We start from the raw sequence: 22327 nt of genomic DNA, 5'->3' as shown, positions 1-22327 counted from the left end.
GGACTTTTTTTAAGTTTTGAAGTTGTCGCGGGAGTTGCCTTTTGAATCCAGACTATCAAGAGTGATGAAAAAGGCGTTCAGCTCCTAGAAACTGGAACTAAACACCTTTTTTACTTTTTCGTCTTCTCTACTATTTTTCTTACAATTTCTCGTAAAGTAACACCGATTACTCCCATAAATCCTACACCTACCATCAGAATACTAAGAACCAACATAATAAAATAAGAATCAATCAAAAAATTCATTTTTTCAACTTCGTAAATTCCAATTCTTGATAATAAAAACAGAATTAAACTACTCCCAAAGAAAATAATAGGTGCTAAATAAATAGACATGATTCCTTTAACTTTTGGTTTTAAACAATCGTGAGCCAAAACCATTAAAATAGATACAATAATCGGAATACTCAACACCGTTATCCAGATAATCAACCCATAATTAGGATTAAAAATAATATTCTTATTCTCTAATAAATGCCGACATATCAGGTGTGCAACTAGTAACACCACTACTGCAATCATCTGCCTTTTCATTCTTTTGTTTAATTTCATCAAAACGCCCCTTCCAACTTTTCAATATAAATATACCTCATTATTTATACTATCGGTTATATTTTAAGGAAAAAATAAGATATACTTAAGTTGCAAATGAGGAACATTTAGAACGCAAAAAGGCTGCCCAAAATGTCAGCCTCTATTTTATTTATACGAATAATCTTTAATAGTCAGGGGTAAAAAGTCTGCTCCCACGGCAACTTCACGAAAATCGATCAATCAAAAAGAGTGATTGTTCGATTTTCCCTCCAGTTGCTTGGAGCAAAACGACTTTTGACCCACCCTGTTATTTACGACTTATTCTCTTCCCTCACAACAAACTTCGAAGGTATCCCAATTTTTTCCACTCTTGAGCTGTCTAAAACTAATTCAAAAGCTTTCTTACCAATCTCAGAAAAACGATTGTCTATGGTCGAAATATTAAGCAATTGGCTACTTAACTGCATCTCTTGTCCCACTAAAAACGGCACTGATAATTTGTAATCAAGATAAAATTGTCTAGCACCTGCAGCTACATCATCTCCGTTAGAAAAGATGGCTTCTATCTCCACCCCTGATTCGTGCCATTCTTTAGCAGCTTGATAGCCTTCTTCATAAGTGGCGATACCAGTTTTAATCCACTGGTCTGCCAACTCTTGTCCGTATACTTTTTGATACGCTTTAACTGTTTCGCGGCTTGTGGCACTTACTCTAGCTTCCCGACTAAAGAAAAAGCCGATTTTTTGGTACTCTTTTTCTTTCAGCCAATTCATTCCCGCTTCATAAGCAATATTCCGCTGTGAATACACTGCGGAAATCTCAACTTCCCCAGGATCTTCACAGCAAACTATAGGTGCATATTTCGTGTAACTGACCAAAGTTTCAAGAGCCAACCCCCGTGAAGTGAAAATCAATCCGTCATAGGCATTACTTCTTAACTGCTCTAAATAAGCCAACTCTCTTTCCTTGTCGTAAGCAGAGGGCAAAATAACCAAATGATAGTCCGTTTGAAAAGAAGCATCGATAGCGCCTCGCAATATTTCTGTAAAAAAAGGATGCTTCGTGTGTGGTAAGACAATACCGATATTCAAAGTTTTCCCTCGACTTAAATCTCGAGCGATTTCACTAGGTACATAGTCCAGCTCTTTAATGGCTGCTTTAATTTTTTCTTGGGCTTCTTTAGAAACATGGTTACGCTGATTCAAGACCCTAGAAACAGTTGCTGCTGAATAGCCACTTTTTTTCGCAATATCATGTATGTTTGCCACTCCCGTCACTCCTCTATTTTTTCAAAAAATACGTTTCAATACCATAACCCACGCCGTCTTCTAAATTCGTTTTTGTAATATAGCGACCGTAAACTTTGACTTCATCACTAGCATTTTCCATGACCACGGGATGTCCTACTTTTTCTAACATGGAAATATCATTATGCCCGTCCCCAAAAGCCGCCACATGCTCCTTATCCAAATCATAATGAGACAGAATATAATCAATCCCTTTAGACTTTTGCGCCTTGATATTCGTGATTTCTAAGGTGGAAGGACTCGACTGAGTGAAAGCTAACTCTTCAATCTCTAATTTTTCAAAGAACTCTTTAGCCTCTTCCATCACCTCAGCGTCAAAAATCCACAACATAATTTTAAACAATTTACGTGGGGCTTGGCTAAAAAAAGTTTCTCTTTCTACAACTTGCGGTATTTGACTGCCAATACTTTCTTCTCTTTTGATTCCTTCATCGATCTTACACGTATACCAGTTATCATCGTCATAGAAACTAAAACTTAAACTTGGATAGCAGGTCTGAATCAAGGTAATGATCTTTTGAGCCATCTTCCACTCAATAAATTCCTCTGAAATAATCACTCGTTTTCCTGCTTCATTGCGGTAAATCAAGCCTCCATTAAAAGCTACTTGAGGTGAGGTTAAGTGCAGTTTCTCAACAATGGGTGCCATGTCATTTGGAGTTCTCGCCGAAACCAAGCTAAAAGGAATACCACTATGAATAATCATTGCAGCGTTGGTTTCCGTAACGTCTCCAGTCTCGTTTAATAATGTCCCATCTAAATCTGAAAATATATGCGTAATCATGTGTTTGCTCCTCGTAGTTTTAATCACACTATACCGACTGAAACGGGTTTTAGGTCAAGTATTTTTTCAAAGAAATAAATTGGTCATCCTCAGTAAATTCGCCGTAGTAGACATCTGGAAAGTTCATCTCTCTAAATTCCTCATAACCAAACTCCCCACTAGTTAAATGATTAAACAACACAGCTAACCAGGTTCCGTGTCCACTTATCACAAAATCCCCAGAGCTTTTCTTTTGAAGTTGGTTAAATATAGCGACGCTTCGTTTTGAAACATCATCCAAAGATTCCCCTAATTCTAATTTATACGTCTTATCTTCCCACTGTTTTTTCGTAAACGCTTGAAAATCATCCACCCAACTGCCGACTTCTCGCTCTTTTAATCCCTCAATGACATTCATTTCAAGATTTAATCGGCGAGCTAAAGGCATCACCGTTTCTTTGGCCCGTAAAAAGGGACTCGTGTAAATTTGAGTAATTTCTTCTTTTAATAGTTTTTTACTCAAAACTTCAACATCTCTTCTACCCTGTTCTGTTAAAGGAGCGAGCATATCATCTTGGACTGTCGTATCTCTTAAACCATGTCTAATAAAATAAACATTTCTCATCTTACGTCACATCGCTTTTTCTTTCTAGTATACCGTAAAGATCTCAAATAAAAGTGATATAATGAGGATATTATTTTTTTAAAGGAGTCCTACTATGAATGAAATAGGAATTGTAATCTTATTCGTCCTTGGCATTACTGGTTTTTTTTATTACCTTGATTATGTTAGTCGTGTGAAATTAAGAAAACAGATTAAATCAGATTGGGGAAACATTCCACGCGGCACAAAAAAAGACACGGAGAAAAGTCTCCACAAAGCGTTTAGTTTAAAGAATCATCAAGAGAATAGTCTAATTGATGATTTAACCTGGCAAGATTTAGATATGTTTGAGGTCTTTCAACGACTCAATCTCACATATTCAAGTATTGGCTCAGAAAAACTCTATGAAACGCTACGTAGTTATTCTTTAAGTGATGATGAGCCATCCTCAGAAGAAATAATCGCTTACTTTAAAGAACACCCATCAGAACGAGAAGCTTTTTCTTATCAATTTGCCCAATTAGGGAAAAAGGATTTTAACTATATTCAAGCTTATTTGAATGAACAGACAAAACCAGTATTTGAGCAACAAGGGCTGTTTACTTTTCTTGGTCTATTACCTATTATTAGCTTAATTTCAGCTATCTTTATTGGTCCTATCGGCTTGTTTGTTGGTCTGGCTTCCCTTTGTTTTAACACTATTTTTTACTTCATCCAAAAAGGAAAATTAGATGTGGAACTAGGAACCATGAGCTACTTGGTTCAAAGCTTGTCTCTTGGGACTAAATTAAGTAAGAAAAATTCACCTGTCAAAGAGGAATTACAGAAAAAAATAGCACCTTTTCAAAAAGTTTTACCTTTTGCTTTTGCCTTTAAAACTAAAACCGGTGGCGAAATGGAGATGATGGTTGAAATGTTAGGCGGCGCCTTTTTACTACCTTTCATCTCTTATGGAACTGTTTCAAAAGCACTCAATCATCATCAACAAGATGCCAAAGACATTTGGGATTTACTGGGGCAACTGGAAGTGAGCATTGCGATTTTAAACCTTCGTGAGATCTACGGAGAGCATTGGTGTCAGCCAGTATTTACAGATAAAAACGAAGTCATAGGAGAAAATGTGATTCATCCTTTACTTAGCGAACCTGTGCCCAATCCTGTTGCTTGGCAGAAAAATACATTGATTACTGGTTCAAATGCTTCTGGAAAATCTACCTATGTGAGAAGTGTTGCCATCAATTGCTTGTTGGCACAAACACTTAACACTTGCCTAGCGACTTCGTTCCAATTAAAACGAGGACATATCCTATCTTCTATGGGGGTCAGTGACAGTGTGATTGATGGGGATAGTTACTTTATTGCCGAAATCAAATCCCTCCGTCGTCTAATCAATCAAGTAGCTACTGGGAAATTTTGTTATACCTTTATTGATGAGATTTTAAAAGGTACCAATACCATTGAGCGGATTGCGGCCTCATCTAGTGTCATTCAGTGGTTAAATAGTCAAAATCAACTGACATTTGTGGCAACTCATGATATTGAATTACCTCAAATTTTAGGTGCCTCTTGCGATAATATTCATTTCGAAGAAACAGTGGAAAAGGATCAAGGCATCACCTTTGATTACTTACTCAAAGACGGCGTGGCGACTTCTCGAAACGCCATTAAACTGATTGACGCTCTCGGGTTTCCAGATGAAATTGTGGCACATGCTTTTGAATCAGCCAATTACTTTGATACAAACAAAGCATGGCATTCATAAATTTTAATAATTTATGAAATTTTTTACGGGGTGAATGGAACCCCACGTTTTTATGGTATGATAAACGAAATTACTAAAGGTGGTTAAGGAATGATCAAACATTGGATAAAAGAATTACTTTGGTTAGTTTCACTTGTGGCTATTTTAGTTGCGATTAGAGTCTTTGTCTTCTCACCTATTAAAGTAGAGGGGCTTTCTATGATGCCCACACTCGTTGATGGAGAAAAAGCCATTGCTTATAAATTAGGAGACATCAAACGATTTGATGTGGTTCCTCTGCAAGCGCCTGATGATCCCTCTCTTTTCTATGTGAAACGTGTCATTGGATTACCCGGAGATACGGTTGAATATAAAGAGGATCAGCTACTGATTAATGGACAATCTCTCAATGAGCCTTACCTAACTGACTACCAACAAAAATGGAAAGATGTAGGGAACATCGAGCCATTAACGCCTAATTTTACCCTGTCAGAACTGACTGGACAACAAACAGTTCCTTCGAATACTTATTTTGTATTAGGGGATAATCGCCGCGTGTCAAAAGATAGCCGCTATCCTGAAGTCGGGTTTATTCCTAAAGATAATATTATTGGAAAAGCAAAAGTTTCATTCTGGCCACCTGAAAAGTGGGGCATGATTAAGTAGAGATGAAAAAGAACCGAACCTCAAACATAGGTCTCGATTTTTTTACAACCATTTTTATCAAAATAATCAATTCAACCCAAAAAGCAATCAGTGGTTGCCTAATGTAAACCACTGATTGCTCTTTTTTTCTCCTAAAAAACGGTAAACTTTTCCTATCACATTTATTTAGGAGGAATATATTTATGAAAAAATTAGTTATAAATTTCTTTGTTTTGGGTGGTGGCTTTTTCTTAAATGGACACGATACTTTAGCAAGTGAGACAAAAGTCAACTACGACCTAAACAATCATCAGCTACTAGAAACCTTCACTTTAGAAGAACAGGGAGAAAAGGTGACTATCACTATTTTAGATAACTCGCTTTTTTCTAGAATGCCTGATAAGACCTATACTGTTTCTAAAAGTAAAAATAATGCTTGGACCATTTCTTACAAAGTTAATGTTAAAAAAAACAAAATAACTGCCGCTCATAGTGGACAATTCACAGAGATACAAGGCAGTTTTTCAAACACTTCTGTTAAACGTCATTCTGATTCTCTGGCGATTGGGAAAGGTTCTTGGAAATATCGGTCTGCCACTAATGTTGTTCAAGCAAAAACAACTGTCTCAAATAATCAACTAGTCATTCAATAATTACTGAATATCCGTGATTACTCCGATTTCCAAAGCCGTTGTTATCCACACAGTAAAAACATGAACATTATATACAAAAATCAATATTGATAAAATGACGATTAATTTATAAAATTGATTGTCTTTTTTATTACGCCATAGAACAAGTGGAAGTGCGATTAATCCAAAAGGAGCAATGGCAATAGATAAAGCCGTAAATAATAGTAACACCCAACTTTCATCACTATCTGAGGATAATAATTGGTTTAGCTTTTGTCGCTTCTTTTCTATTTCTTCTATATTTTTATTCATTTGCTCTGTTTTTTGATTAATCTCATGTTGGAGAACTTTAGTTTCTGTTAGTAATTCATCAATCGACACTTCATAATATTTGCTTAACTCAACTAAATTATCCAAATCTGGGTATGCTTTATCTGTTTCCCATCTTGAAATTGATTGCCGTGATATATTTAAAAAATCAGCCACCTCTGCTTGAGAAAAACCTTTTTCTACTCTGACTTGCTTCAACCGTCTACCCAATGTCACTTGAATCAACCTTTCTTTTCCATTAGGGAATAGCGCAAATTGATCAAGACATCCTCCATGGATATCTCTAAAAATTCGGACAAGTCATACAAATGTTCCAAAGATGGAAAAGCTAAGTTATTTTCCCATCTCGAAACTGACTGTCTTCTGACCCCTAAAAATTTTGCCATCTCTTTTTGACTCTTTCCTTTTATTATACGATTGTTTTTTATAAAAGTCCCGAAATTCATAAAAACTCTTCCTCTCTCATTTTAGTTATTTACCTTAACTATAACGAGAATGACAGAAAAAAATAAGCAATCATTGGTTTACATCTCAACACTTATTGCGTGCTCCTCAAAAAAAGAAAGTTCTTAATTATTTAAAAACACGTGTTCGAAACTCTGATATAACAATGTTGCTCGCTCTGGTTGACATGATGTAAACTGTTGATTGCTTACTTAAAAGAAAAGTTTGTGGGATATTTAGGGCATCAAAAAGAAAGAAGGTTGTTATTAATGAAAAGAAAATTGTTAAGTTCAAGTTTACTTATTTTTTCTCTACTAATTTCAAACCCAATTGGTATCGCTGCTACAGAAAATTCGACATCCACTAAATTTTCCACTGATATTGATTCAGAAATTTTATCATCTACCACAGAAGAATCAACAAAAAAAGATTCGGTTACGCCTATATCAGATATAACCAACACATCTGATAGTTTAGAAAACAACATACCAGATACTCAAATTATCGGAGATGATAAGATAGAAGAATTTTATGAATATGCGATATCAACTGGTAAAATAAAAAGAGAACTATATTCATTGGAAGATTTTATTTATAATTACAAAATATACTTAGATGAATACCCTGAAACTAAAGAAATTTTTAAGCTAGAGGAAAGCTTTGATGAATGGTTTGAACAAATACGTTTTGGTGCGTTACCTGATGGTCAAGGAGAAGCCTATTCAGGAAATTACATTACCGATATCAGCACACGTGGCTTTTCAGACGCTCAAAAAAGAAGTGCAAATCGTTTTAAGAAAGATTTACGAAAAGGTGATATTATTGTTGTTAATTCAAAAGGTCCTGGACATGCCGCCATTGCTACAACTGATAATTATATTCTAGAAATGACTGGAGGAAGAAATCCTGTAAAATGGTTTGCTGGTGGCATCGAAAAAAATAATCATTAATTTAATGCTAATAACTGGTTGTTCGGTTATTCTGAACAAGGTTGGACCCCTGATCAAAACATTAACTATAAAATTCAAATATGGAGAATCCCAAATAAAAATATGGCTAATCAAGTAGCTAATTATGCAGATAAACATTATTTTAGTTATTCAGGTAGTTATTCACGTAATATTAACCTTAGGTACCTAATCTCTCCCGGTCCATTAGTTACCAATCCAAATTATTGTTCAAAACTTGTTTTTAATTCTTACTGGTATGGCAGTGGTAACTCGCCAGTTATTAAAGACTACTATGCACACGTTCAGTATATCTATCCTTCTGCATTACCTGATATTTTTCAAAATGGCTATACTCCTAGAAAAATTGGAGATTATTAAAGAAAGGACATCTCACCATGACAAAAAAAAGAAGCAGTCTCATCTGTCTCGTAATTATAACAATTTTATGCCTATCGCCATTAGCATTAAATAAATGGGTGGATTGGAAAATCAAAAATTATTTAAAAAAAGAAAAAAATATTTCCAGTAGTGAACTGATTATTTTAGAAAAAACTTTTTTAAATTTTACAGGTAACGAATACATGGTGACATTTACGACTAAATCTGATAAAGAACTGGATAGCACAGATCCTCTCGTGACCAAAAATGAAACTGGAAGGGAATATTTCATTCGATATAACCTGAAACACCACGACTTTTCCTATTACCCTGTTTATAATGGCAATACACCAGAAGATATAGATTTTATTAAGAATGAATTTGCTTTTCCACCAAGTCATAAAGAATTAAAGGCTATTGGTTACGACATCCCTAAACCTTAGTTAGGAGGAGTTTATATGAAATCAAACTACCATCAAACAATTTATCTCACCTTACTTTTTATCCCTTATTTTTGCCACTGGAAAAGGGATTGGCATACACTTTGGTGACAATCAATTGGTTGGTTATTTTCTTAGTGGTCTTTCCCTTTTTATTTGCTTGTCTGCCTTTAAAGTCAACCTTCCCAGCAAGCGAACAACAATCGTTAAAACTTTAGGGACCCTTCATTGTCTATTTCTTCTTTTGTTTTTTTCTGATTGGATTAGGTTTAATGAAGGTCTGTTTGTTTTTATCCTTCCAATTATTGGTGTTTCTTATTTTAGTTTTGTGACGATTATTCTTTATTTGGAATTTAATAACCAAAAAAAGTGGTGAACTTTCTCAGTCCATCACTTTACTTAATTATTCCGTCACATTCCCACTATTTAAAAAATTACCTTTTTCTTCAAGTGGCAACCAATCTAAGAAGTTCTTCACGTAAGTATCCCAGAAGTCCCATTCATGACCACCAGCATCCTCAATGTAGGTCATCTCAACCTGACGATCATCCATAAACCCTTTAAATCCTCGGACACTTTCTAACAAGAAATCATCCCTTCCAATCGGTAAGTATATTTTGGGAATGTCCGCTCCTGATTTGATTAATTGATCCACTAGATAATAATAATCTTTGTCGCTATTTTTAATCGTATCAATACCACCAAACGCATTATCGTAAAAGTCTAAACTCCAACCAGTGACAGATAATAACTCTGACCTTTCAGCAATTTGATCAATCATTAAGCCTGGCGAGAAAGCACCAATATGACTAAATGTCTCATGATACTTCAAGCCGTTAATTAATGCCCCATAACCACCCATTGAAAGCCCTGCAATAAAAGTATCTTCCTTTTCGTGAGACAGTGGAAACATGTTTCTTGTAAATTCTACTAATTCTTGCGCCACATAAGAGCCGTAATTTTCGCCACGACTTGGTTTATCGACGTAAAACTGATTTTCTCCTGACGGCATAATGACTGCTAAATTATGCTCTTCTGCCCATCGTTGAATACGTGTTCCTGATAAATAATCTGTATAGTTTCCAAATGCACCATGTAATAAATACAACGTTTTAAGTGGTTTTTGTTTTTTCTCTTCCTCTTCACCAAATGATATTTTATCTAAAGGAATAATTGCATTAAAGGTAACCGTTCTTGATAACATTTTTGAAATAAAGTTTACTTGTACTAAAGCCATATAAATAACCTCTTTCTATTCTTTTATTTTTTATGTGTTCGGTGCTAATTGTTTTTTCTTTTGTAGACTTAAAACAACAAATGACAATACACTCAATCCGATTAAACCTAATCCACTAATTAAGAAGCTATCTGCAGCAGTTGTCATTCCTGTCATTTTACCTAAAAAGCCATGAATTGTTGGAGATAAAAAAACACCTAAGTTAATTCCTACAAGTAAGATACCTGTCGCTAAGTTAGCTGAATTTTTTGGTGCCACCTGACCAACCAACATAAACATGAAAGGTGCAGCTAAACTAAAAGATAACCCAGAGACAATCGCTCCTGCTGTAACCATTGAAATAGAGCTAGAAGATAAGATAATTATGAAACCTAATCCCATTCCCAATAATCCAATAGGTAACACGTTCTGTTTTAATAATTTGAAGATTTTACCATAGAAAACACCCACAACAATACCAACAATTGTAATTGATCCTAAGATACTGGCTGCCGTTTCAGGTTTTCCTAATCCTGTTTCAACTAACAATGTGGCAGTTTTTAACATCACTACAAAAAATAAAGCGTATACAATTAAAGCAAAAAGCATTAATACTAAAGTAGGTGCATTCACACTCTCTTTTGTTTTTTGTGTTTGATTATCATTGAACTCTTCTGATTTTTCATCGGAAGGTAACTTGATAAATAAAGCAAACATAATCAAAGGCAATACTGAAATAGCATACACAAGAAATGAATTTTGCCAACCAAATCTTGTAAAGTAGCCGACTAAGAGAGTCATTACTGTACTTCCGATTGATCCCATAGCAGCCTGTAAGCCCATTAAACTCGCTTGTTGCTCACCATCGTAAAGTTCTGTGATTAAGCTAACTGCCAAAGCATTGAATAACCCAATTCCAGCACCAAAAAAGAAACGAGAAACTAAAATCACCGTATAGTTATCAATAAAAACAGGAATGAGTCCTGAAATTAATGCGATAGCTAATCCTAATAAAACCGTGTTTTTCTTACCAATAAATTTAATAATAAAATTACTTAATAATACAAAAATTAAAATTCCAAAATTAGGTACAGTCGCTATCAACTCAATAGATGACATACTCTGACTAGGAAATGACTCATGCATTAAAGGGATAAGAGACGAGATAACTGGTCCGGCTACTAATACTGAAGAAATGGATAGTAATGATGCCTTAAATAAAAAGCTATTTTTGTTCATGATTGATCCTCCAATTAATTATTGAAATCGATTACATTAAGAAGAATATCACGGATTTCAACTATAATAGTGGCAAATTCAATCAAAAAAAAGGGCAATTTCAGCCACTTTTTATTTTTTATGGTCAATTATCATGTTTTTGTATGCCAATTGATATTTTTTAGGTGTTTGTTTAAATATATCCTCAAATGCTTTTCTAAAAGATTTTTCATTTGGAAAGCCAGATAAATCAGAAATGACCTGAATGGTTTTATCACTTTTAATCAGATAACTTTGAGCCTTATTCACCCTAACTAACTGAACATACTTCATCACACTTAACCCTAAATTCTTTTTAAATAATTTACTTAAAGAATTAGTAGATAGGTGAAACTCTGTGGCTATTTTTTCTACGGTTAAGTCTTGTGAATAATTTTTTTGAATAAAGGATAGTATCATTTGAATTTGACCTAATTTTTTATTATACAAATTAGAATTGATTGGCATTTTTTCTTCTGTCATCCAATTTTTAGCCATCAGATATATTATTTCATACATTAACGACATTAACTGAACCTCTAAAAATGGGATAGGTTCTTTTTTTACTAAATGATAAAAACGACTTAATAATTCTCTAAAATGATTCAATTCTTCTTGATTACCTAAAGGTTGATTAGAAAATTTCATATAATCAAAATTGGGTAATAATTGATTCAAAAAATCAAATGGTATCTGAATTGTTAAGGCTTCTAAATCTGAACAGTACGTCGAAAAAGCACTGTGGATTTCAGCAGAATTGATTAGAAGAATTGTCCCTGGTTCTGTTTCGTAGGAATTGCCATTAATCGTAAAATTATCAATCGTACCCGAATACGTATATGAAATCTCAAACGATGTGTGCCAGTGAGGTAGCACTGTCGTTGTAGATTCCTTCCATGAATGGACAATCCAATTAAGCGGTATTCGATGATTGGCATACTCTATAAATTCATGTTCAAAAGACATTTATTTTCTCCTTTTTAATGATTATATTCAATCTAATTTATTTTTTTAATAAACTCTCTACTATCTCGAATAGGATATTTAGTTAATTTACTAAAATAAATTGTTCGTTGATACATTATCTTGTCACCCTTTTCAGCTTCACGTGATACACTTTTAGGAGCAAGAACATCCACATCATCTACAGTACTATCTTTTTCAGTTGCATATTCTAAAACTAAATAACTACTACTACAATATTTACCTCGACAGCTCATATGATCTACATTACCGATTCCATCAATGGAGAAACTATCAGTTGTTAAACGACTAGTCGAATACAACGGCCAGACTAATATAAACCACAAACACACTGTTAGGAGCACATAAGATGCTATGATACTTTTTTTATTTTTACTGTTTGCTTTCTTAAAAAAATCTCTAAAAGGCTCCTTATTTTCGGAATTCAACTTTCTAAGCAATACTAAAAAAACATGTAACATAAAAAAACTGACTAATAGCGTAAGTAAATAATCCAACAGACTGCCCATAAATTATCGTTCACTCCTCCAAAACATCACTTTTTCCTTTAATAAATTATACCACCAATAAAGATAACTATTTTATAAATTATTACACATGCCCAATCAGAGGTATCTTAATTCCATCAAAAGATGATATATCTTTTCCCAGCACAAACAAAGCATCATCATCAATAAAGGCTAATTCTTTCTTCATCTCTAGCCCCTCGCATCCTGTTAACTCAAACGGACATTCAACTACTCCAACATCATCAATCGGTAAGTAATTTAATACGTCACTTAACACCCAATCTCTATTCGTTAAAATATCCATTAAATAAAGTCGATTCCCTTCAACTTCAAATGCCACGTACATCTCAAGCTCTGGAATATAGTAAGTATTCTCAGTAAAAATAGTTGAATAATAAAACATAGATAACGTCACATTATCAGAATAATAGGTTCTAATAGCCCCTTGATTTCTTTCTAAAATAAGTCTTTCAATGTCCTCTTGTTTTTCTTTAAAAATAATTTTTTCAAGACTATCTATTTCAGTTTTATATTCGCTGACATTAATGACAGTTTCCACCTCCCCTAAACGCTTGAACCCAAATTTAGGGTAAAATTCAAGAACTGTTTCATTAGCAAATAAATAAATATAATCACATTTATTTTGGTAATCAGCTAAAACACATTCCATTAATTTTCTTGATAATCCCTGTTTCTGGTACTTTTTATGAGTCATCACAGTTCCAATTTGAATAACTTGATATTTTTCTTGATCGATTACTAATTCACTTTTAGTTACTGATACATTAGCAATTACTTTGTTGTCTATCACAAATGAATAAGGTATGTAGTTACCTTGCCAGTAACCTAGTTCGTACCATGCTTCAAAATTTATTCCAAACGTTGTTTCCGCAAGGTCGTTAAAACTATTTCTTAGTATCTCATCATTTTTTATGTCCATTATTAATTGATAGTCTCTCATTCTTTTCTCTCCTTATCATTTAGTTATCTATCTTCTTAATCTTTCTAATCCACTAGAATCACCTCCAACAACACAAAAAAAGACAGTGCAGATAAGCTCTAGCACTGTCATCAAATAGAAGGTGTCTCAAAATTATCTGCTTTCACCTTTTTATGCGCTTTGTTTTACTTTCTTATCTATCGCTTGAAAACATCACTAAATAATCCTCAGCTACTCAGCTGAAAAAATTTCTATGTTGTTTTCTATTTAATTGGTTAACGTATTAACCAGCGATAATAAGTTTTAGCATAAACAAAGCCTCCTAATGTGTTGAAGTTAATTCATTCTAACACAGTTTGAAAAATTTAGTTTATAGTTTACTTTCTAATCCTACCAAAAATTTTTGTTTCTTCTCTTTACTTGATGTGACAACATACCCCAAATGATGCCATTTAATTCCCGACATTCCTACACTTTTTAAAGTTGCTGAAATAAAAGTTCGCTGGATATTATTTCCTTTTAAAAGCTTCATATACCACTTAGGCGCTTGTCCTGTTGTGATAACATGGACTTTCTTAATATGTGTCAGTAACCCCGTCATAATTCCTTTGCTATCTTCTGTATAGGCAAAATTTTTTAATAATACTTTATCTAGAAATCCTTTTAAGATTGCAGGTGTACTATACCACCACACAGGAAAAATAAAAATTAATTCTGAGCTATTTTTTAACATCTTTTGATAATTTTTTACTTGTTGATTTGGCGTATCCCCTTTTGAAAAATACCTTAGTTCTGAAGCATGAAAAACTGGATCAAACTGTTCTTCGTACAAATCAATCACTTGGTAAGTTTCTTTCTTTTTACTTAATATTTCTTTAGTTTTATCTAGCACTGCGTGATTTAAACTACCTTCCCACGGATGAACATAAATTATCGTTTTCATTTTTTCTCCTTTTAAAATCATTAGTGCGCACTTATGCACTGATTAGGTAATAAAAAAATCTATTACTAACAACGAAATAGATTTTCTAATTGATGGGTCGTTTCTTTAAATTGATTAAGGATCACTTCTTCATTTAACAAGTAAAACGTATTTCTACCTTGTTTTTCTTTTGATACCAACTGATAACGATACATCAAGTCCAAATGTCTAGAAATCACTGAACGATCTTGAGGTAATTTTTCAGAAATTTCAGTAATATTACTTTTACCGTTGACTGCTAAATACTTAATAATATCAATTCTAGCTGGATCAAAGAGTGTCTTGTAAAATTCAAAATCAACAGCCTCATCCACTTCTTTTAAACATTGTTCTTTTTCTAAGTCAGTCATTTTTTATCACCTAAACAGATTATATATGCATACACATGCACGTGTCAACTAATTTACTTTTTCTCTAAATCAATGTCCATCGTAAATAAATTATAACTTAATTCTCGAGCGCTCATACGCTGAATCACATAATCAAATCCTTTATATGAAAATATAAGCCTCTCTACTTCAGCTTTTATTTTATCCGTTTTGATAATCTGATCAAAAAAACTTTCAGTGAGCTCTTCTATTTCAAATTCCCCCGTACACTCAAAGGTATTCAATGCTACATGGGTTGTAAAAAAATCTGCTTCATATTCTGTTTTAAAAAATTTTTGAATCGTTTCTGAGGTTGGAATAATACTTTCGAAAAATAGCTGATTTTTTTCATACTTACCGATTGATGCAATATAGCTTCGCTCTTCTTGATCCATGACCATTGTAAACAGTTCACTAAAAATACTATTTTTATTATCTGTTCCCATATCAATATCTAAAGTTGTTTCAATCAGTGTATCCACTAAAAAGCTCATTCCTTGATCTGCTGCATCTTTTGCTATTTTTCCTATCACTTCTTTAGCTGTTTTTTTCTTCAAAGGTAAGCTTGTTGAGAGGGATTCCATATCTTTCAAGTCTTTGATTTCTTTTGAGGTCACTGCATCTCTGACAATCGCCATAATATTGTCTTCTTCGAGCCCCTTTTCCTTAAAGCCTGTTGGAATTTGAATAAAGTACTCACCTGTCCATTGTAAAATATTCAATTCACCCATGTATTCCATCTTAATTCCTCCTAAATTCTTGCCTCTAAGGTCCAAACTTCTTTTTCACTGTAGCCTAAAGAACTATAGATATTTTCATAAACAACTATTTCTTGATCTGAGCTTATTTGTAAAATAGGATCCTTCATAAAGAGTTCAATTTCTTTTTCTAGTTGTTCTGGCTCTATTAGTTCCACATTTTTACAGGCATAAGTTCCACTTATTAGTTCCTTGTTAGAATCAAGCTTTTCACTCATCAAGTAAGAGCATTCCATTCCATCCCTATTTATGATAGTAATTAATAGTTCCAACTGAGAAAATCCTTGTTTTTCAGCTTCTACAAAATCAATTGAGTCTCTCTTAATCAAGCTTTCAGGAACTTCTTTCAAATAACGGCTTGTTTGTTCTACAAACTGAATTTCCCCCATTTCAATTCCTTCCTCTACCTTAAGAATGGTATTAACTGTTTTTTGAACAGCTTTTAATTCTTGAATTTGATTTTCTAAATCAACCACTGAAGCTTTCAATTCTGTTAAAATAGTATCTTCCTTAAGCATTTTTTTTATTTCTTCTATGGAAAAACCAATTTTCCTAAGAAAAATAATTTGATACAAGCGGTAGACATCTCGCTCTGAAAATTGTTGATAGCTATTTCTGTCATTAATGATTGGTACTAAGAGCTGTTCATCTACGTAATGTCGGATTGTTGGTTTTGGAATATTAAAAAGATTGGCTAGTTGTCCTGTTGAAAGTGATGTCATATAATCCCTCCTACTTATTACCCACAGTATAAACTATGAAGTTACCACACAGTCAATCATTTCTTAATATTTGAGTATTTAACACAACTAGTACTCTTCACTCATCTCTTTTTCTAATTTTAAAAGATACTGCTTTCTTTCAATACCACCACCGTAACCACCTAATTCGCCATTAGTTTTAAGAACACGATGGCAGGGAACGACTATCGCCAGTTGATTGGCGCCATTCGCATTTCCAACGGCTCGCACTTTATTTTCATCGCCCAATTCTTTGGATAAGTCTTTGTAACTACGAACGTCTCCTATTGGAATTTTTTCTAGTATTTCCCAAACTTGTTTTTGAAATGGTGTTCCTTTTTTAAATAAAGGTAAATCAAAGACTTTTAACTTTTTCTCAAAGTACAACTGAATTTGACGTTCTACTTCTTGATTAATTTTATTTTTACCATGAATAATTCGGAAATTCTGACTTTTCCTCAAGCGTTCGATTTCTCTTTCTAGTCCTCTACGATCTGAAAATTCTAGTAAGTATAAATAATTATCATCTGATAAACTCAACATTTTTCCAATTGGAGTTGTTATAAAATAAGCATTTAGAATACATATCTCAGATTTTTTATTAGGATTACCCATTATTTTAGTAAACGCATCATTAAAACCACTAGGTGAAGCGTAGCCTGTTGCTACTTGTTGGTCAATCACTTTACTCCCTTTAGCTATTTCTTTAAATGCTAACCCCATTCTTCTTGCTCTGGCGTACTGAACAAAAGTCATACCATAAATTTCTTTGAACTTTCTTCTAGCTGTAGCCGAATGTAACCCTAGTTCTTTAAAATCTTTTTCTTGCCATCTCTTTTCAGGTTCTTCTTCTACCGCTTGAACAAGTTGCTTAATTTCATCTGGTATCTCATGAGGAAAAGACAAAGGATGGCATATTTTACAAGGACGATACCCTGCCAATAATGCTTCTTCTGCTGTGCCGTAAAACTCACAATTTTCATATTTAGGCTTTCTCGCAGTACATGTAGGATGACAAAAAATTCCTGTTGTCTTAATTCCAGTAAAAAATATTCCATCATAGGTTGAATCTTTTTCTACTAGTGCTTGATAATATTTTTTTATTTTATCTTGGGTTAAAGTCATACTCTTTCCTCCATTTCCTATTTGAATTCATTATATAAGACTTAAGAAAGAAACACTTTCGAAAAATGAACAGGTATGTTTTTATTTGTTTATTTCATATTAGTTAGATATATTTTTAAGATAAAAAGACTACTATAACTCCTTCATACACAAGGGATTCATAGTAGTTTTTCATTATGAGATAGGTTATTTACATTTGGTATGGGGCTAACCGCCAGTTTCAGCTCTCTATTTTAAAATTTAAACATTTGGCTAGTTGCTATGATTCCATAACCTAAATTCTTTTTAAGTAGTCCTGTGTCTGAAATTTCTTTATATAACTCGCCTACTTCTGAACTGAGGGTAGTTTTTTCTTTGTATTTTTTTATGGCTAAACGACTTAAATCCTTCGAAAGATCCATAATTGGTTTTTCCATGTCCTTATTTTTTGTTGCAGCCTCTTTAAATAAAACAAGTAATACTCTTTCTTCTTCTGTTGTTTCTGGATTCAAAATCAAATCATACACTTTTCTTAAAACAGCTGCTTCAACTTCTTCGACACTTCTCTTTGTCATTTTAAAGACCTTCTTTTAGTTTTATGTATTTTTATTTCATGAAAATATCATACCACTTTTCATATAGTCTTTAAAGGTGTTATTCTTCAATAATTATATTTTCTTCATCATAGATAAATGGTTTACTTTCCACTTCGTCTCGATTGTTGTACACTTCAAAATCTTCTTTAGATATCGAGAACTTGTCATGTTTTTTTATACGGTAAAAATCATGAATCACAAACATTGCTTTCTTGCCGTACGAATCTTCTTCCTCTTGTTGATTAATTAACTGAACATAATAATAGTCCTCATCTTGATACACATACCCATTTGTATTCTTCTTAGTAAACATATTTTTTTCATCATAACGCTCATTGGCATAATCAAAACTTGCATTAAGAATTTCTTTACCTTGCTTCTCCTTACTCATTCCACAACTAGATAAAACAAGGAGCAACATAATTACCAAAAAAATCTTAGCCTTTTTCATTTTACAATCTCCTTTTAAATAGAAAAAAAGAGAGTAATATCCTCTCTGTTTTAGTCCGGGATAAAAAATCTGCGCCTTCGGTAACTTCACAAACAGCAATCAATCCTAAAACCATGGATTGTTTGCTGTTTCCTCCAGTTACTTGGAGCAAAACGATTTTTTATCCACTCTATTAGTTCGGGTTCAAACGGCAGCTCCTACGACAACTTCAAAAATTAAAATTAATTCCAAACCCCTGAATTATTTTTAATTTCCTCCAGTTGCTTGGAGCTAAACGCCGTTTTCACCACGCTATTTTAATTATTTCTTTTCAATAATGTGGCTGTTACATCATATAAAATATCTTTTTCTTGACGATCTGGTAGTTTTTTTATACCAGCTAAAGCACGATCTGTAAATCGTTCTGCGATGGCTTCAGCTTTTTCGATACCTTCGTATTTAGCAATCAAATCACGGACTTCTTGTAGTTCTGCGTCAGATAAATCCGTTCTTTTTTCTAAATAAGGGGCAAATTCATCTTGATGTTTTTCCATAGCCAAAATCAATGGTAATGTGTAATAACCATTTTTCAAATCTTCAAATACAGGCTTTTGCATATCACTTTCAGACGCTTTATAATCTAAAATATCATCCATAATTTGAAAAGCCATTCCTATATTATAACCGATTCTTTTGGCTGTTAATTGAATCATTTTTGAGCTGTCTGAAAAATGAGCGCCCTCAAAACAGGCAAATTCAAATAACTGAGCTGTTTTTCCTTTAATATGCTGAAAATACTGTTTTACTGTAATATTAGTATTATATCTCAGATTCATCTGATCTAATTCACCTACTAAGATTCGTTTCATACTATTTGCATTCATTTCAATCGTTCTAAAACTTCTCGTTGATGTAGCTAACAAATGAAAATAGACGGTGAATAAAAAGTCTCCTGTATAAACAGCTATATCTTGCCCATACGTTGCTTGAATTGATGGTAGCGCTCTGCGAATAGGTGAATCATCAATTATATCATCATGAACTAAAGTCGCCACATGTAAGATTTCTAATGAGGCTGCCACTCGGTGTGCTTTTTTTTCAGGCATATCTGCATCTCCAAATTTTGAAAACAGTAAGAAATAAGCTGGGCGCAACAATTTGCCACCTGCTTCAAAGAACATTTGCAAAGCATGCGTAATATCTTTATTTCTGATTTTCACAGACTTTTCCATAACTTTTTTTGTTTCTATTAAATCTTTCTCTATATCGGGATATTTTTCCCATAGTGGATGTACTGCCATTATTGGCCTCCTACAAAATAATCATAGTTTCAATTTAGCGCATTAAAACAACTGTGTCAATTTTAAATAATTGAAAAATTCTACTATAACAGTATAATAAACACTGAACGAAAAGTGAAGGGATGTTTTAATCAATGAGTTTTAAAGTTTTTGCTGAGTTAGTAGAATTAAAAGCTAAAACAGCGAGTATATTTCCCTTTTTAATGGGATTTCTCTATTCATGGTATCATTTTAAACAAATTTATTGGGGCAATATGCTTATCTTTTTTATTTCCATGGTCCTTTTTAATATGGCTGTGGATATTATGGATAATTATATGGATTATCATAATGCAACAGATGTTCATGATTATAAGGATGAAACCAATATTATTGGACGGGAACACCTTTCTTTAAGCCTTGTCCGTAATATTATGTGGACCTTTATTATTCTTTCTGCACTAATGGGCATTTATCTAGCTTCTCAAACAAGTTGGATTATTTTATGGTTAGGTATGTTTAGTTACGCTATGGGAATTTTCTACTCTGCTGGACCTAAACCACTTTCTAGTCTACCAGTTGGTGAAGTTACATCTGGGTTAACTATGGGGATTATTATTCCTCTAATTTGTGTTTATTTAAATATCTACGATTTAGTTCCTTTTGATTGGAGCTTAGTTTCTCGTGTAGGTTTGATGTCACTACCCGCTGCATTTTCGATTGCTAATTTGATGTTGGCTAACAACACTTGTGACTTAGAAGAAGATACATTGAACAATCGTCATACACTTGTTTATTATATTGGAAATAAAAAAGCAGTTAGACTTTTTCAACTGTTAGTCATTGCAACTTTTATAGCTGTCACCTTATCAGTCATCTTCAAAATTGTTCCTTTGACTCTTATTTTAATTTGGGGAATCTTTCCGAAAATTTGGAAGAATACTAAACTATATAGTCAAGAACAAATCAAAACCAAAACATTTCCCTTAGCAATTAAGAATTTAGCTATGATCGTTTCTTTCGAAGTTGTTCTATTCTTTATTGGGATTTGGTTTTAATACATTATTTATATGATGGATTCTTGCTTTATACCACCTGTACCTGTATTCAGCATTGAATCCAATCCTTTCAACACATCATTTCCTTTGACCCGTAATTGGTCGTTTTTCTGACTTAACAATTTCTTAAAAAAAAATTCTTATTTTAGAACAATTTCGTCATATTTTCAACACATTTATTCGCTATTATACATGTATACCAACAAAACAACCCTAACAAACTTTTTCATTTTATTTACTCCTCCAAAGTAAATAAAACAACTCCTTTTTAGAGGCTGACAAAAATGTCAGCCTCTTTTTTATTTATACAAATATTTTTTAATAGAGCCAGGTTAAAGAGCCTGCTTTTTATTCGACTAAATTGTTGCACACATTATCAACACATTCAATCGATATCATATAGATGTACCAACAAAACAACCTTAACAAATTTTCATATTGTTTACTTCTCCAGAGTAAATAATAAAACCCTTTTTAAGCAACTAGACTAGTCACTAGTTGCTTTTTTACACGTTATTCCTTTTATTGTATACTTAATAAAAAAGGACTGATTGCGATGCTTTATTTGTTGAAAGATAGATTATTATTTATTTTGATATTTTTACTTATCATTTTAGCTGGTATAATCTTTATTATTAGTCTTTTTAAATTAAAACAGAGTAGTAAAACACTTAAAATATTTTTATGTTTACTCAGTTTAATGACACTTTCACTCGGTATATATGGTTTATTTTTTGTCATATTTTTCGGTTTTAATTCTTAATCCAATTAATTAAATTGTATATAGGATTGACGTCTTATTCATAAACTAAGATTTAACAAAAAAACGCCTTTTAAAAGTAAACTAGAATTTTTCTAGTTTAAACTTTAAAAGGCGTCTCTTATTTTTTTAGTTCTTTTAATATTTCTTGTGGTACTTGGTCCTCACTCACAACGTTTGGCCCTTTTACAACTCGTTTATTTGATATTTCAGCAGTTACAATTGTACCAGGTTCATAAGGAGTAACTTTTGATCCTGTTAAACTAAATTCTTGTGTCTGTTTTTTTCCGTTCTTTTTAATAAAGTTAAATGAATAGTCATACGAATAATTAACTGAACCATCACTATCTGTAATTTTGTCATCAGTTGCATCTCGTGCTTCTTTTTTCTCTGGAACAGTTTGAGGCACTACTGCATAGGCCGTTGTTGCCTTATATGTATCATTATAGTATTGATAGCCTTTAAAACCGATAAAAATTGCGACTACAAGTAAAATAATAGGTATTATTTTTTTCATTTTCATCTCTCCTCGATTAATTATATTTCAAGTTTATCAAAAAGAACTTACAGTAAAAATG

General features: G+C 33.0%; 27 protein-coding genes. 7 read left to right on the top strand and 20 right to left on the bottom strand.

Features of this window, described 5'->3' with window-relative positions; genetic code table 11:
* Positions 1 to 110: 110 nt before the first annotated feature.
* From FM121_RS02915 to FM121_RS02900, 4 genes are all read right to left on the bottom strand, one after another.
* A complete protein-coding gene (locus FM121_RS02915; RefSeq protein ID WP_086950651.1) occupies positions 111 to 551 on the bottom strand; it encodes a hypothetical protein in 441 nt (146 codons plus the stop codon).
* Positions 552 to 844: 293 nt separating this feature from the next.
* Positions 845 to 1801, bottom strand: a complete 957-nt coding sequence (locus tag FM121_RS02910) for a LacI family DNA-binding transcriptional regulator (protein ID WP_086950650.1) — start codon at positions 1799 to 1801, stop codon at positions 845 to 847.
* A 13-nt stretch (positions 1802 to 1814) separates the two neighbouring features.
* Positions 1815 to 2624: a Cof-type HAD-IIB family hydrolase gene (locus FM121_RS02905; protein ID WP_086950649.1), complete on the bottom strand. Its 810-nt coding sequence runs from the start codon at positions 2622 to 2624 to the stop codon at positions 1815 to 1817.
* 49 nt (positions 2625 to 2673) lie between these two features.
* Positions 2674 to 3228: a histidine phosphatase family protein gene (locus FM121_RS02900; RefSeq protein WP_086950648.1), complete on the bottom strand. Its 555-nt coding sequence runs from the start codon at positions 3226 to 3228 to the stop codon at positions 2674 to 2676.
* Positions 3229 to 3322: 94 nt separating this feature from the next.
* Here FM121_RS02900 and FM121_RS02895 point away from each other — a divergent pair, with 94 nt between their 5' ends.
* The 3 genes from FM121_RS02895 to FM121_RS02885 all read left to right on the top strand — a co-directional run bounded on the left by FM121_RS02895 (position 3323) and on the right by FM121_RS02885 (position 6246).
* Positions 3323 to 4969: a MutS-related protein gene (locus tag FM121_RS02895; protein ID WP_086950647.1), complete on the top strand. Its 1647-nt coding sequence runs from the start codon at positions 3323 to 3325 to the stop codon at positions 4967 to 4969.
* A 90-nt stretch (positions 4970 to 5059) separates the two neighbouring features.
* Positions 5060 to 5614 carry a signal peptidase I gene (gene lepB, locus FM121_RS02890; RefSeq protein WP_086950646.1) on the top strand — a complete coding sequence of 185 codons (555 nt, stop codon included), beginning with the start codon at positions 5060 to 5062 and terminating at the stop codon, positions 5612 to 5614.
* 182 nt (positions 5615 to 5796) lie between these two features.
* Complete coding sequence (locus FM121_RS02885) at positions 5797 to 6246, top strand: DUF5626 family protein (RefSeq protein WP_086950645.1); 450 nt, start codon at positions 5797 to 5799, stop codon at positions 6244 to 6246.
* On the opposite strand, the gene FM121_RS02880 is transcribed toward FM121_RS02885, so the two are convergent.
* Both FM121_RS02880 and FM121_RS02875 read right to left on the bottom strand, forming a co-directional pair.
* Entirely contained in the window at positions 6247 to 6771 is a 525-nt protein-coding gene (locus tag FM121_RS02880) for a helix-turn-helix domain-containing protein (protein WP_086950869.1), read from the bottom strand. It abuts the gene before it with no gap.
* Positions 6772 to 6776: 5 nt separating this feature from the next.
* Positions 6777 to 7001, bottom strand: coding sequence for a helix-turn-helix transcriptional regulator (locus tag FM121_RS02875; protein ID WP_086950644.1), 225 nt, complete (start codon positions 6999 to 7001; stop codon positions 6777 to 6779).
* A 267-nt stretch (positions 7002 to 7268) separates the two neighbouring features.
* On the opposite strand from FM121_RS02875, the gene FM121_RS14415 reads away from it, so the two are divergent.
* The 3 genes from FM121_RS14415 to FM121_RS02865 all read left to right on the top strand — a co-directional run bounded on the left by FM121_RS14415 (position 7269) and on the right by FM121_RS02865 (position 8770).
* A complete protein-coding gene (locus FM121_RS14415; RefSeq protein ID WP_179203781.1) occupies positions 7269 to 7949 on the top strand; it encodes a hypothetical protein in 681 nt (226 codons plus the stop codon).
* A gap of 102 nt (positions 7950 to 8051) precedes the next feature.
* Positions 8052 to 8327 carry a hypothetical protein gene (locus tag FM121_RS14410; protein WP_179203780.1) on the top strand — a complete coding sequence of 92 codons (276 nt, stop codon included), beginning with the start codon at positions 8052 to 8054 and terminating at the stop codon, positions 8325 to 8327.
* 17 nt (positions 8328 to 8344) lie between these two features.
* A complete protein-coding gene (locus FM121_RS02865; RefSeq protein WP_086950643.1) occupies positions 8345 to 8770 on the top strand; it encodes a hypothetical protein in 426 nt (141 codons plus the stop codon).
* 400 nt (positions 8771 to 9170) lie between these two features.
* Here the strand turns inward: FM121_RS02865 and FM121_RS02860 are convergent, their stop codons facing one another.
* The 13 genes from FM121_RS02860 to FM121_RS02800 all read right to left on the bottom strand — a co-directional run bounded on the left by FM121_RS02860 (position 9171) and on the right by FM121_RS02800 (position 19952).
* Positions 9171 to 10004 carry an alpha/beta hydrolase gene (locus FM121_RS02860; RefSeq protein ID WP_086950642.1) on the bottom strand — a complete coding sequence of 278 codons (834 nt, stop codon included), beginning with the start codon at positions 10002 to 10004 and terminating at the stop codon, positions 9171 to 9173.
* 30 nt (positions 10005 to 10034) lie between these two features.
* Positions 10035 to 11222, bottom strand: a complete 1188-nt coding sequence (locus FM121_RS02855) for an MFS transporter (protein WP_086950641.1) — start codon at positions 11220 to 11222, stop codon at positions 10035 to 10037.
* A 111-nt stretch (positions 11223 to 11333) separates the two neighbouring features.
* Positions 11334 to 12206: an AraC family transcriptional regulator gene (locus FM121_RS02850; RefSeq protein WP_086950640.1), complete on the bottom strand. Its 873-nt coding sequence runs from the start codon at positions 12204 to 12206 to the stop codon at positions 11334 to 11336.
* A gap of 32 nt (positions 12207 to 12238) precedes the next feature.
* The gene (locus tag FM121_RS02845; RefSeq protein ID WP_086950639.1) at positions 12239 to 12733 is read right to left on the bottom strand and encodes a hypothetical protein; all 495 of its coding nucleotides are present in this window, start codon (positions 12731 to 12733) and stop codon (positions 12239 to 12241) included.
* A gap of 82 nt (positions 12734 to 12815) precedes the next feature.
* The gene (locus tag FM121_RS02840; RefSeq protein ID WP_086950638.1) at positions 12816 to 13694 is read right to left on the bottom strand and encodes a GNAT family N-acetyltransferase; all 879 of its coding nucleotides are present in this window, start codon (positions 13692 to 13694) and stop codon (positions 12816 to 12818) included.
* Between the two features lie 349 nt (positions 13695 to 14043).
* Positions 14044 to 14616, bottom strand: a complete 573-nt coding sequence (locus FM121_RS02835) for an NAD(P)H-dependent oxidoreductase (protein ID WP_086950637.1) — start codon at positions 14614 to 14616, stop codon at positions 14044 to 14046.
* A gap of 65 nt (positions 14617 to 14681) precedes the next feature.
* Positions 14682 to 15005: an ArsR/SmtB family transcription factor gene (locus FM121_RS02830; protein WP_086950636.1), complete on the bottom strand. Its 324-nt coding sequence runs from the start codon at positions 15003 to 15005 to the stop codon at positions 14682 to 14684.
* A gap of 53 nt (positions 15006 to 15058) precedes the next feature.
* Positions 15059 to 15763, bottom strand: coding sequence for a hypothetical protein (locus FM121_RS02825; RefSeq protein ID WP_086950635.1), 705 nt, complete (start codon positions 15761 to 15763; stop codon positions 15059 to 15061).
* 11 nt (positions 15764 to 15774) lie between these two features.
* Entirely contained in the window at positions 15775 to 16503 is a 729-nt protein-coding gene (locus FM121_RS02820; protein ID WP_086950634.1) for a MerR family transcriptional regulator, read from the bottom strand.
* 87 nt (positions 16504 to 16590) lie between these two features.
* Positions 16591 to 17646, bottom strand: a complete 1056-nt coding sequence (locus FM121_RS02815; protein ID WP_086950633.1) for a bifunctional transcriptional activator/DNA repair enzyme AdaA — start codon at positions 17644 to 17646, stop codon at positions 16591 to 16593.
* A 233-nt stretch (positions 17647 to 17879) separates the two neighbouring features.
* The gene (locus FM121_RS02810) at positions 17880 to 18200 is read right to left on the bottom strand and encodes a bacteriocin immunity protein (RefSeq protein ID WP_086950632.1); all 321 of its coding nucleotides are present in this window, start codon (positions 18198 to 18200) and stop codon (positions 17880 to 17882) included.
* A 79-nt stretch (positions 18201 to 18279) separates the two neighbouring features.
* Complete coding sequence (locus FM121_RS02805; RefSeq protein ID WP_086950631.1) at positions 18280 to 18672, bottom strand: hypothetical protein; 393 nt, start codon at positions 18670 to 18672, stop codon at positions 18280 to 18282.
* A gap of 296 nt (positions 18673 to 18968) precedes the next feature.
* A complete protein-coding gene (locus FM121_RS02800) occupies positions 18969 to 19952 on the bottom strand; it encodes a polyprenyl synthetase family protein (RefSeq protein WP_086950630.1) in 984 nt (327 codons plus the stop codon).
* Positions 19953 to 20086: 134 nt separating this feature from the next.
* On the opposite strand from FM121_RS02800, the gene FM121_RS02795 reads away from it, so the two are divergent.
* Positions 20087 to 20989, top strand: coding sequence for a prenyltransferase (locus FM121_RS02795; protein ID WP_086950629.1), 903 nt, complete (start codon positions 20087 to 20089; stop codon positions 20987 to 20989).
* An 881-nt stretch (positions 20990 to 21870) separates the two neighbouring features.
* Here FM121_RS02795 and FM121_RS02790 read toward each other — a convergent pair.
* Positions 21871 to 22266, bottom strand: coding sequence for a DUF1093 domain-containing protein (locus FM121_RS02790; RefSeq protein ID WP_179203779.1), 396 nt, complete (start codon positions 22264 to 22266; stop codon positions 21871 to 21873).
* Between the last annotated feature and the right edge of the window lie 61 nt (positions 22267 to 22327).

The sequence above is a fragment of the Vagococcus fluvialis bH819 genome (assembly GCF_900163795.1).
Lineage (GTDB): Bacteria > Bacillota > Bacilli > Lactobacillales > Vagococcaceae > Vagococcus > Vagococcus fluvialis_A.
The sequence above is the reverse complement of the archived record's forward strand: the minus strand, read 5'-3'. Positions and strand labels throughout refer to the sequence as shown.

Excerpts from the sequence above, each read along its gene's own strand:
- FM121_RS02915 (WP_086950651.1), bottom strand. The coding sequence starts at position 551 with ATGAAATTAAACAAAAGAATGAAAAGGCAGATGATTGCAGTAGTGGTG.
- FM121_RS02905 (WP_086950649.1), bottom strand. The coding sequence starts at position 2,624 with ATGATTACGCATATATTTTCAGATTTAGATGGGACATTATTAAACGAG.
- FM121_RS02900 (WP_086950648.1), bottom strand. The coding sequence starts at position 3,228 with ATGAGAAATGTTTATTTTATTAGACATGGTTTAAGAGATACGACAGTC.
- FM121_RS02895 (WP_086950647.1), top strand. The coding sequence starts at position 3,323 with ATGAATGAAATAGGAATTGTAATCTTATTCGTCCTTGGCATTACTGGT.
- lepB (WP_086950646.1), top strand. The coding sequence starts at position 5,060 with ATGATCAAACATTGGATAAAAGAATTACTTTGGTTAGTTTCACTTGTG.
- FM121_RS02885 (WP_086950645.1), top strand. The coding sequence starts at position 5,797 with ATGAAAAAATTAGTTATAAATTTCTTTGTTTTGGGTGGTGGCTTTTTC.
- FM121_RS02875 (WP_086950644.1), bottom strand. The coding sequence starts at position 7,001 with ATGAATTTCGGGACTTTTATAAAAAACAATCGTATAATAAAAGGAAAG.
- FM121_RS14415 (WP_179203781.1), top strand. The coding sequence starts at position 7,269 with ATGAAAAGAAAATTGTTAAGTTCAAGTTTACTTATTTTTTCTCTACTA.
- FM121_RS14410 (WP_179203780.1), top strand. The coding sequence starts at position 8,052 with ATGGCTAATCAAGTAGCTAATTATGCAGATAAACATTATTTTAGTTAT.
- FM121_RS02865 (WP_086950643.1), top strand. The coding sequence starts at position 8,345 with ATGACAAAAAAAAGAAGCAGTCTCATCTGTCTCGTAATTATAACAATT.
- FM121_RS02860 (WP_086950642.1), bottom strand. The coding sequence starts at position 10,004 with ATGGCTTTAGTACAAGTAAACTTTATTTCAAAAATGTTATCAAGAACG.
- FM121_RS02855 (WP_086950641.1), bottom strand. The coding sequence starts at position 11,222 with ATGAACAAAAATAGCTTTTTATTTAAGGCATCATTACTATCCATTTCT.
- FM121_RS02850 (WP_086950640.1), bottom strand. The coding sequence starts at position 12,206 with ATGTCTTTTGAACATGAATTTATAGAGTATGCCAATCATCGAATACCG.
- FM121_RS02845 (WP_086950639.1), bottom strand. The coding sequence starts at position 12,733 with ATGGGCAGTCTGTTGGATTATTTACTTACGCTATTAGTCAGTTTTTTT.
- FM121_RS02840 (WP_086950638.1), bottom strand. The coding sequence starts at position 13,694 with ATGAGAGACTATCAATTAATAATGGACATAAAAAATGATGAGATACTA.
- FM121_RS02835 (WP_086950637.1), bottom strand. The coding sequence starts at position 14,616 with ATGAAAACGATAATTTATGTTCATCCGTGGGAAGGTAGTTTAAATCAC.
- FM121_RS02830 (WP_086950636.1), bottom strand. The coding sequence starts at position 15,005 with ATGACTGACTTAGAAAAAGAACAATGTTTAAAAGAAGTGGATGAGGCT.
- FM121_RS02825 (WP_086950635.1), bottom strand. The coding sequence starts at position 15,763 with ATGGAATACATGGGTGAATTGAATATTTTACAATGGACAGGTGAGTAC.
- FM121_RS02820 (WP_086950634.1), bottom strand. The coding sequence starts at position 16,503 with ATGACATCACTTTCAACAGGACAACTAGCCAATCTTTTTAATATTCCA.
- FM121_RS02815 (WP_086950633.1), bottom strand. The coding sequence starts at position 17,646 with ATGACTTTAACCCAAGATAAAATAAAAAAATATTATCAAGCACTAGTA.
- FM121_RS02810 (WP_086950632.1), bottom strand. The coding sequence starts at position 18,200 with ATGACAAAGAGAAGTGTCGAAGAAGTTGAAGCAGCTGTTTTAAGAAAA.
- FM121_RS02805 (WP_086950631.1), bottom strand. The coding sequence starts at position 18,672 with ATGAAAAAGGCTAAGATTTTTTTGGTAATTATGTTGCTCCTTGTTTTA.
- FM121_RS02800 (WP_086950630.1), bottom strand. The coding sequence starts at position 19,952 with ATGGCAGTACATCCACTATGGGAAAAATATCCCGATATAGAGAAAGAT.
- FM121_RS02795 (WP_086950629.1), top strand. The coding sequence starts at position 20,087 with ATGAGTTTTAAAGTTTTTGCTGAGTTAGTAGAATTAAAAGCTAAAACA.
- FM121_RS02790 (WP_179203779.1), bottom strand. The coding sequence starts at position 22,266 with ATGAAAAAAATAATACCTATTATTTTACTTGTAGTCGCAATTTTTATC.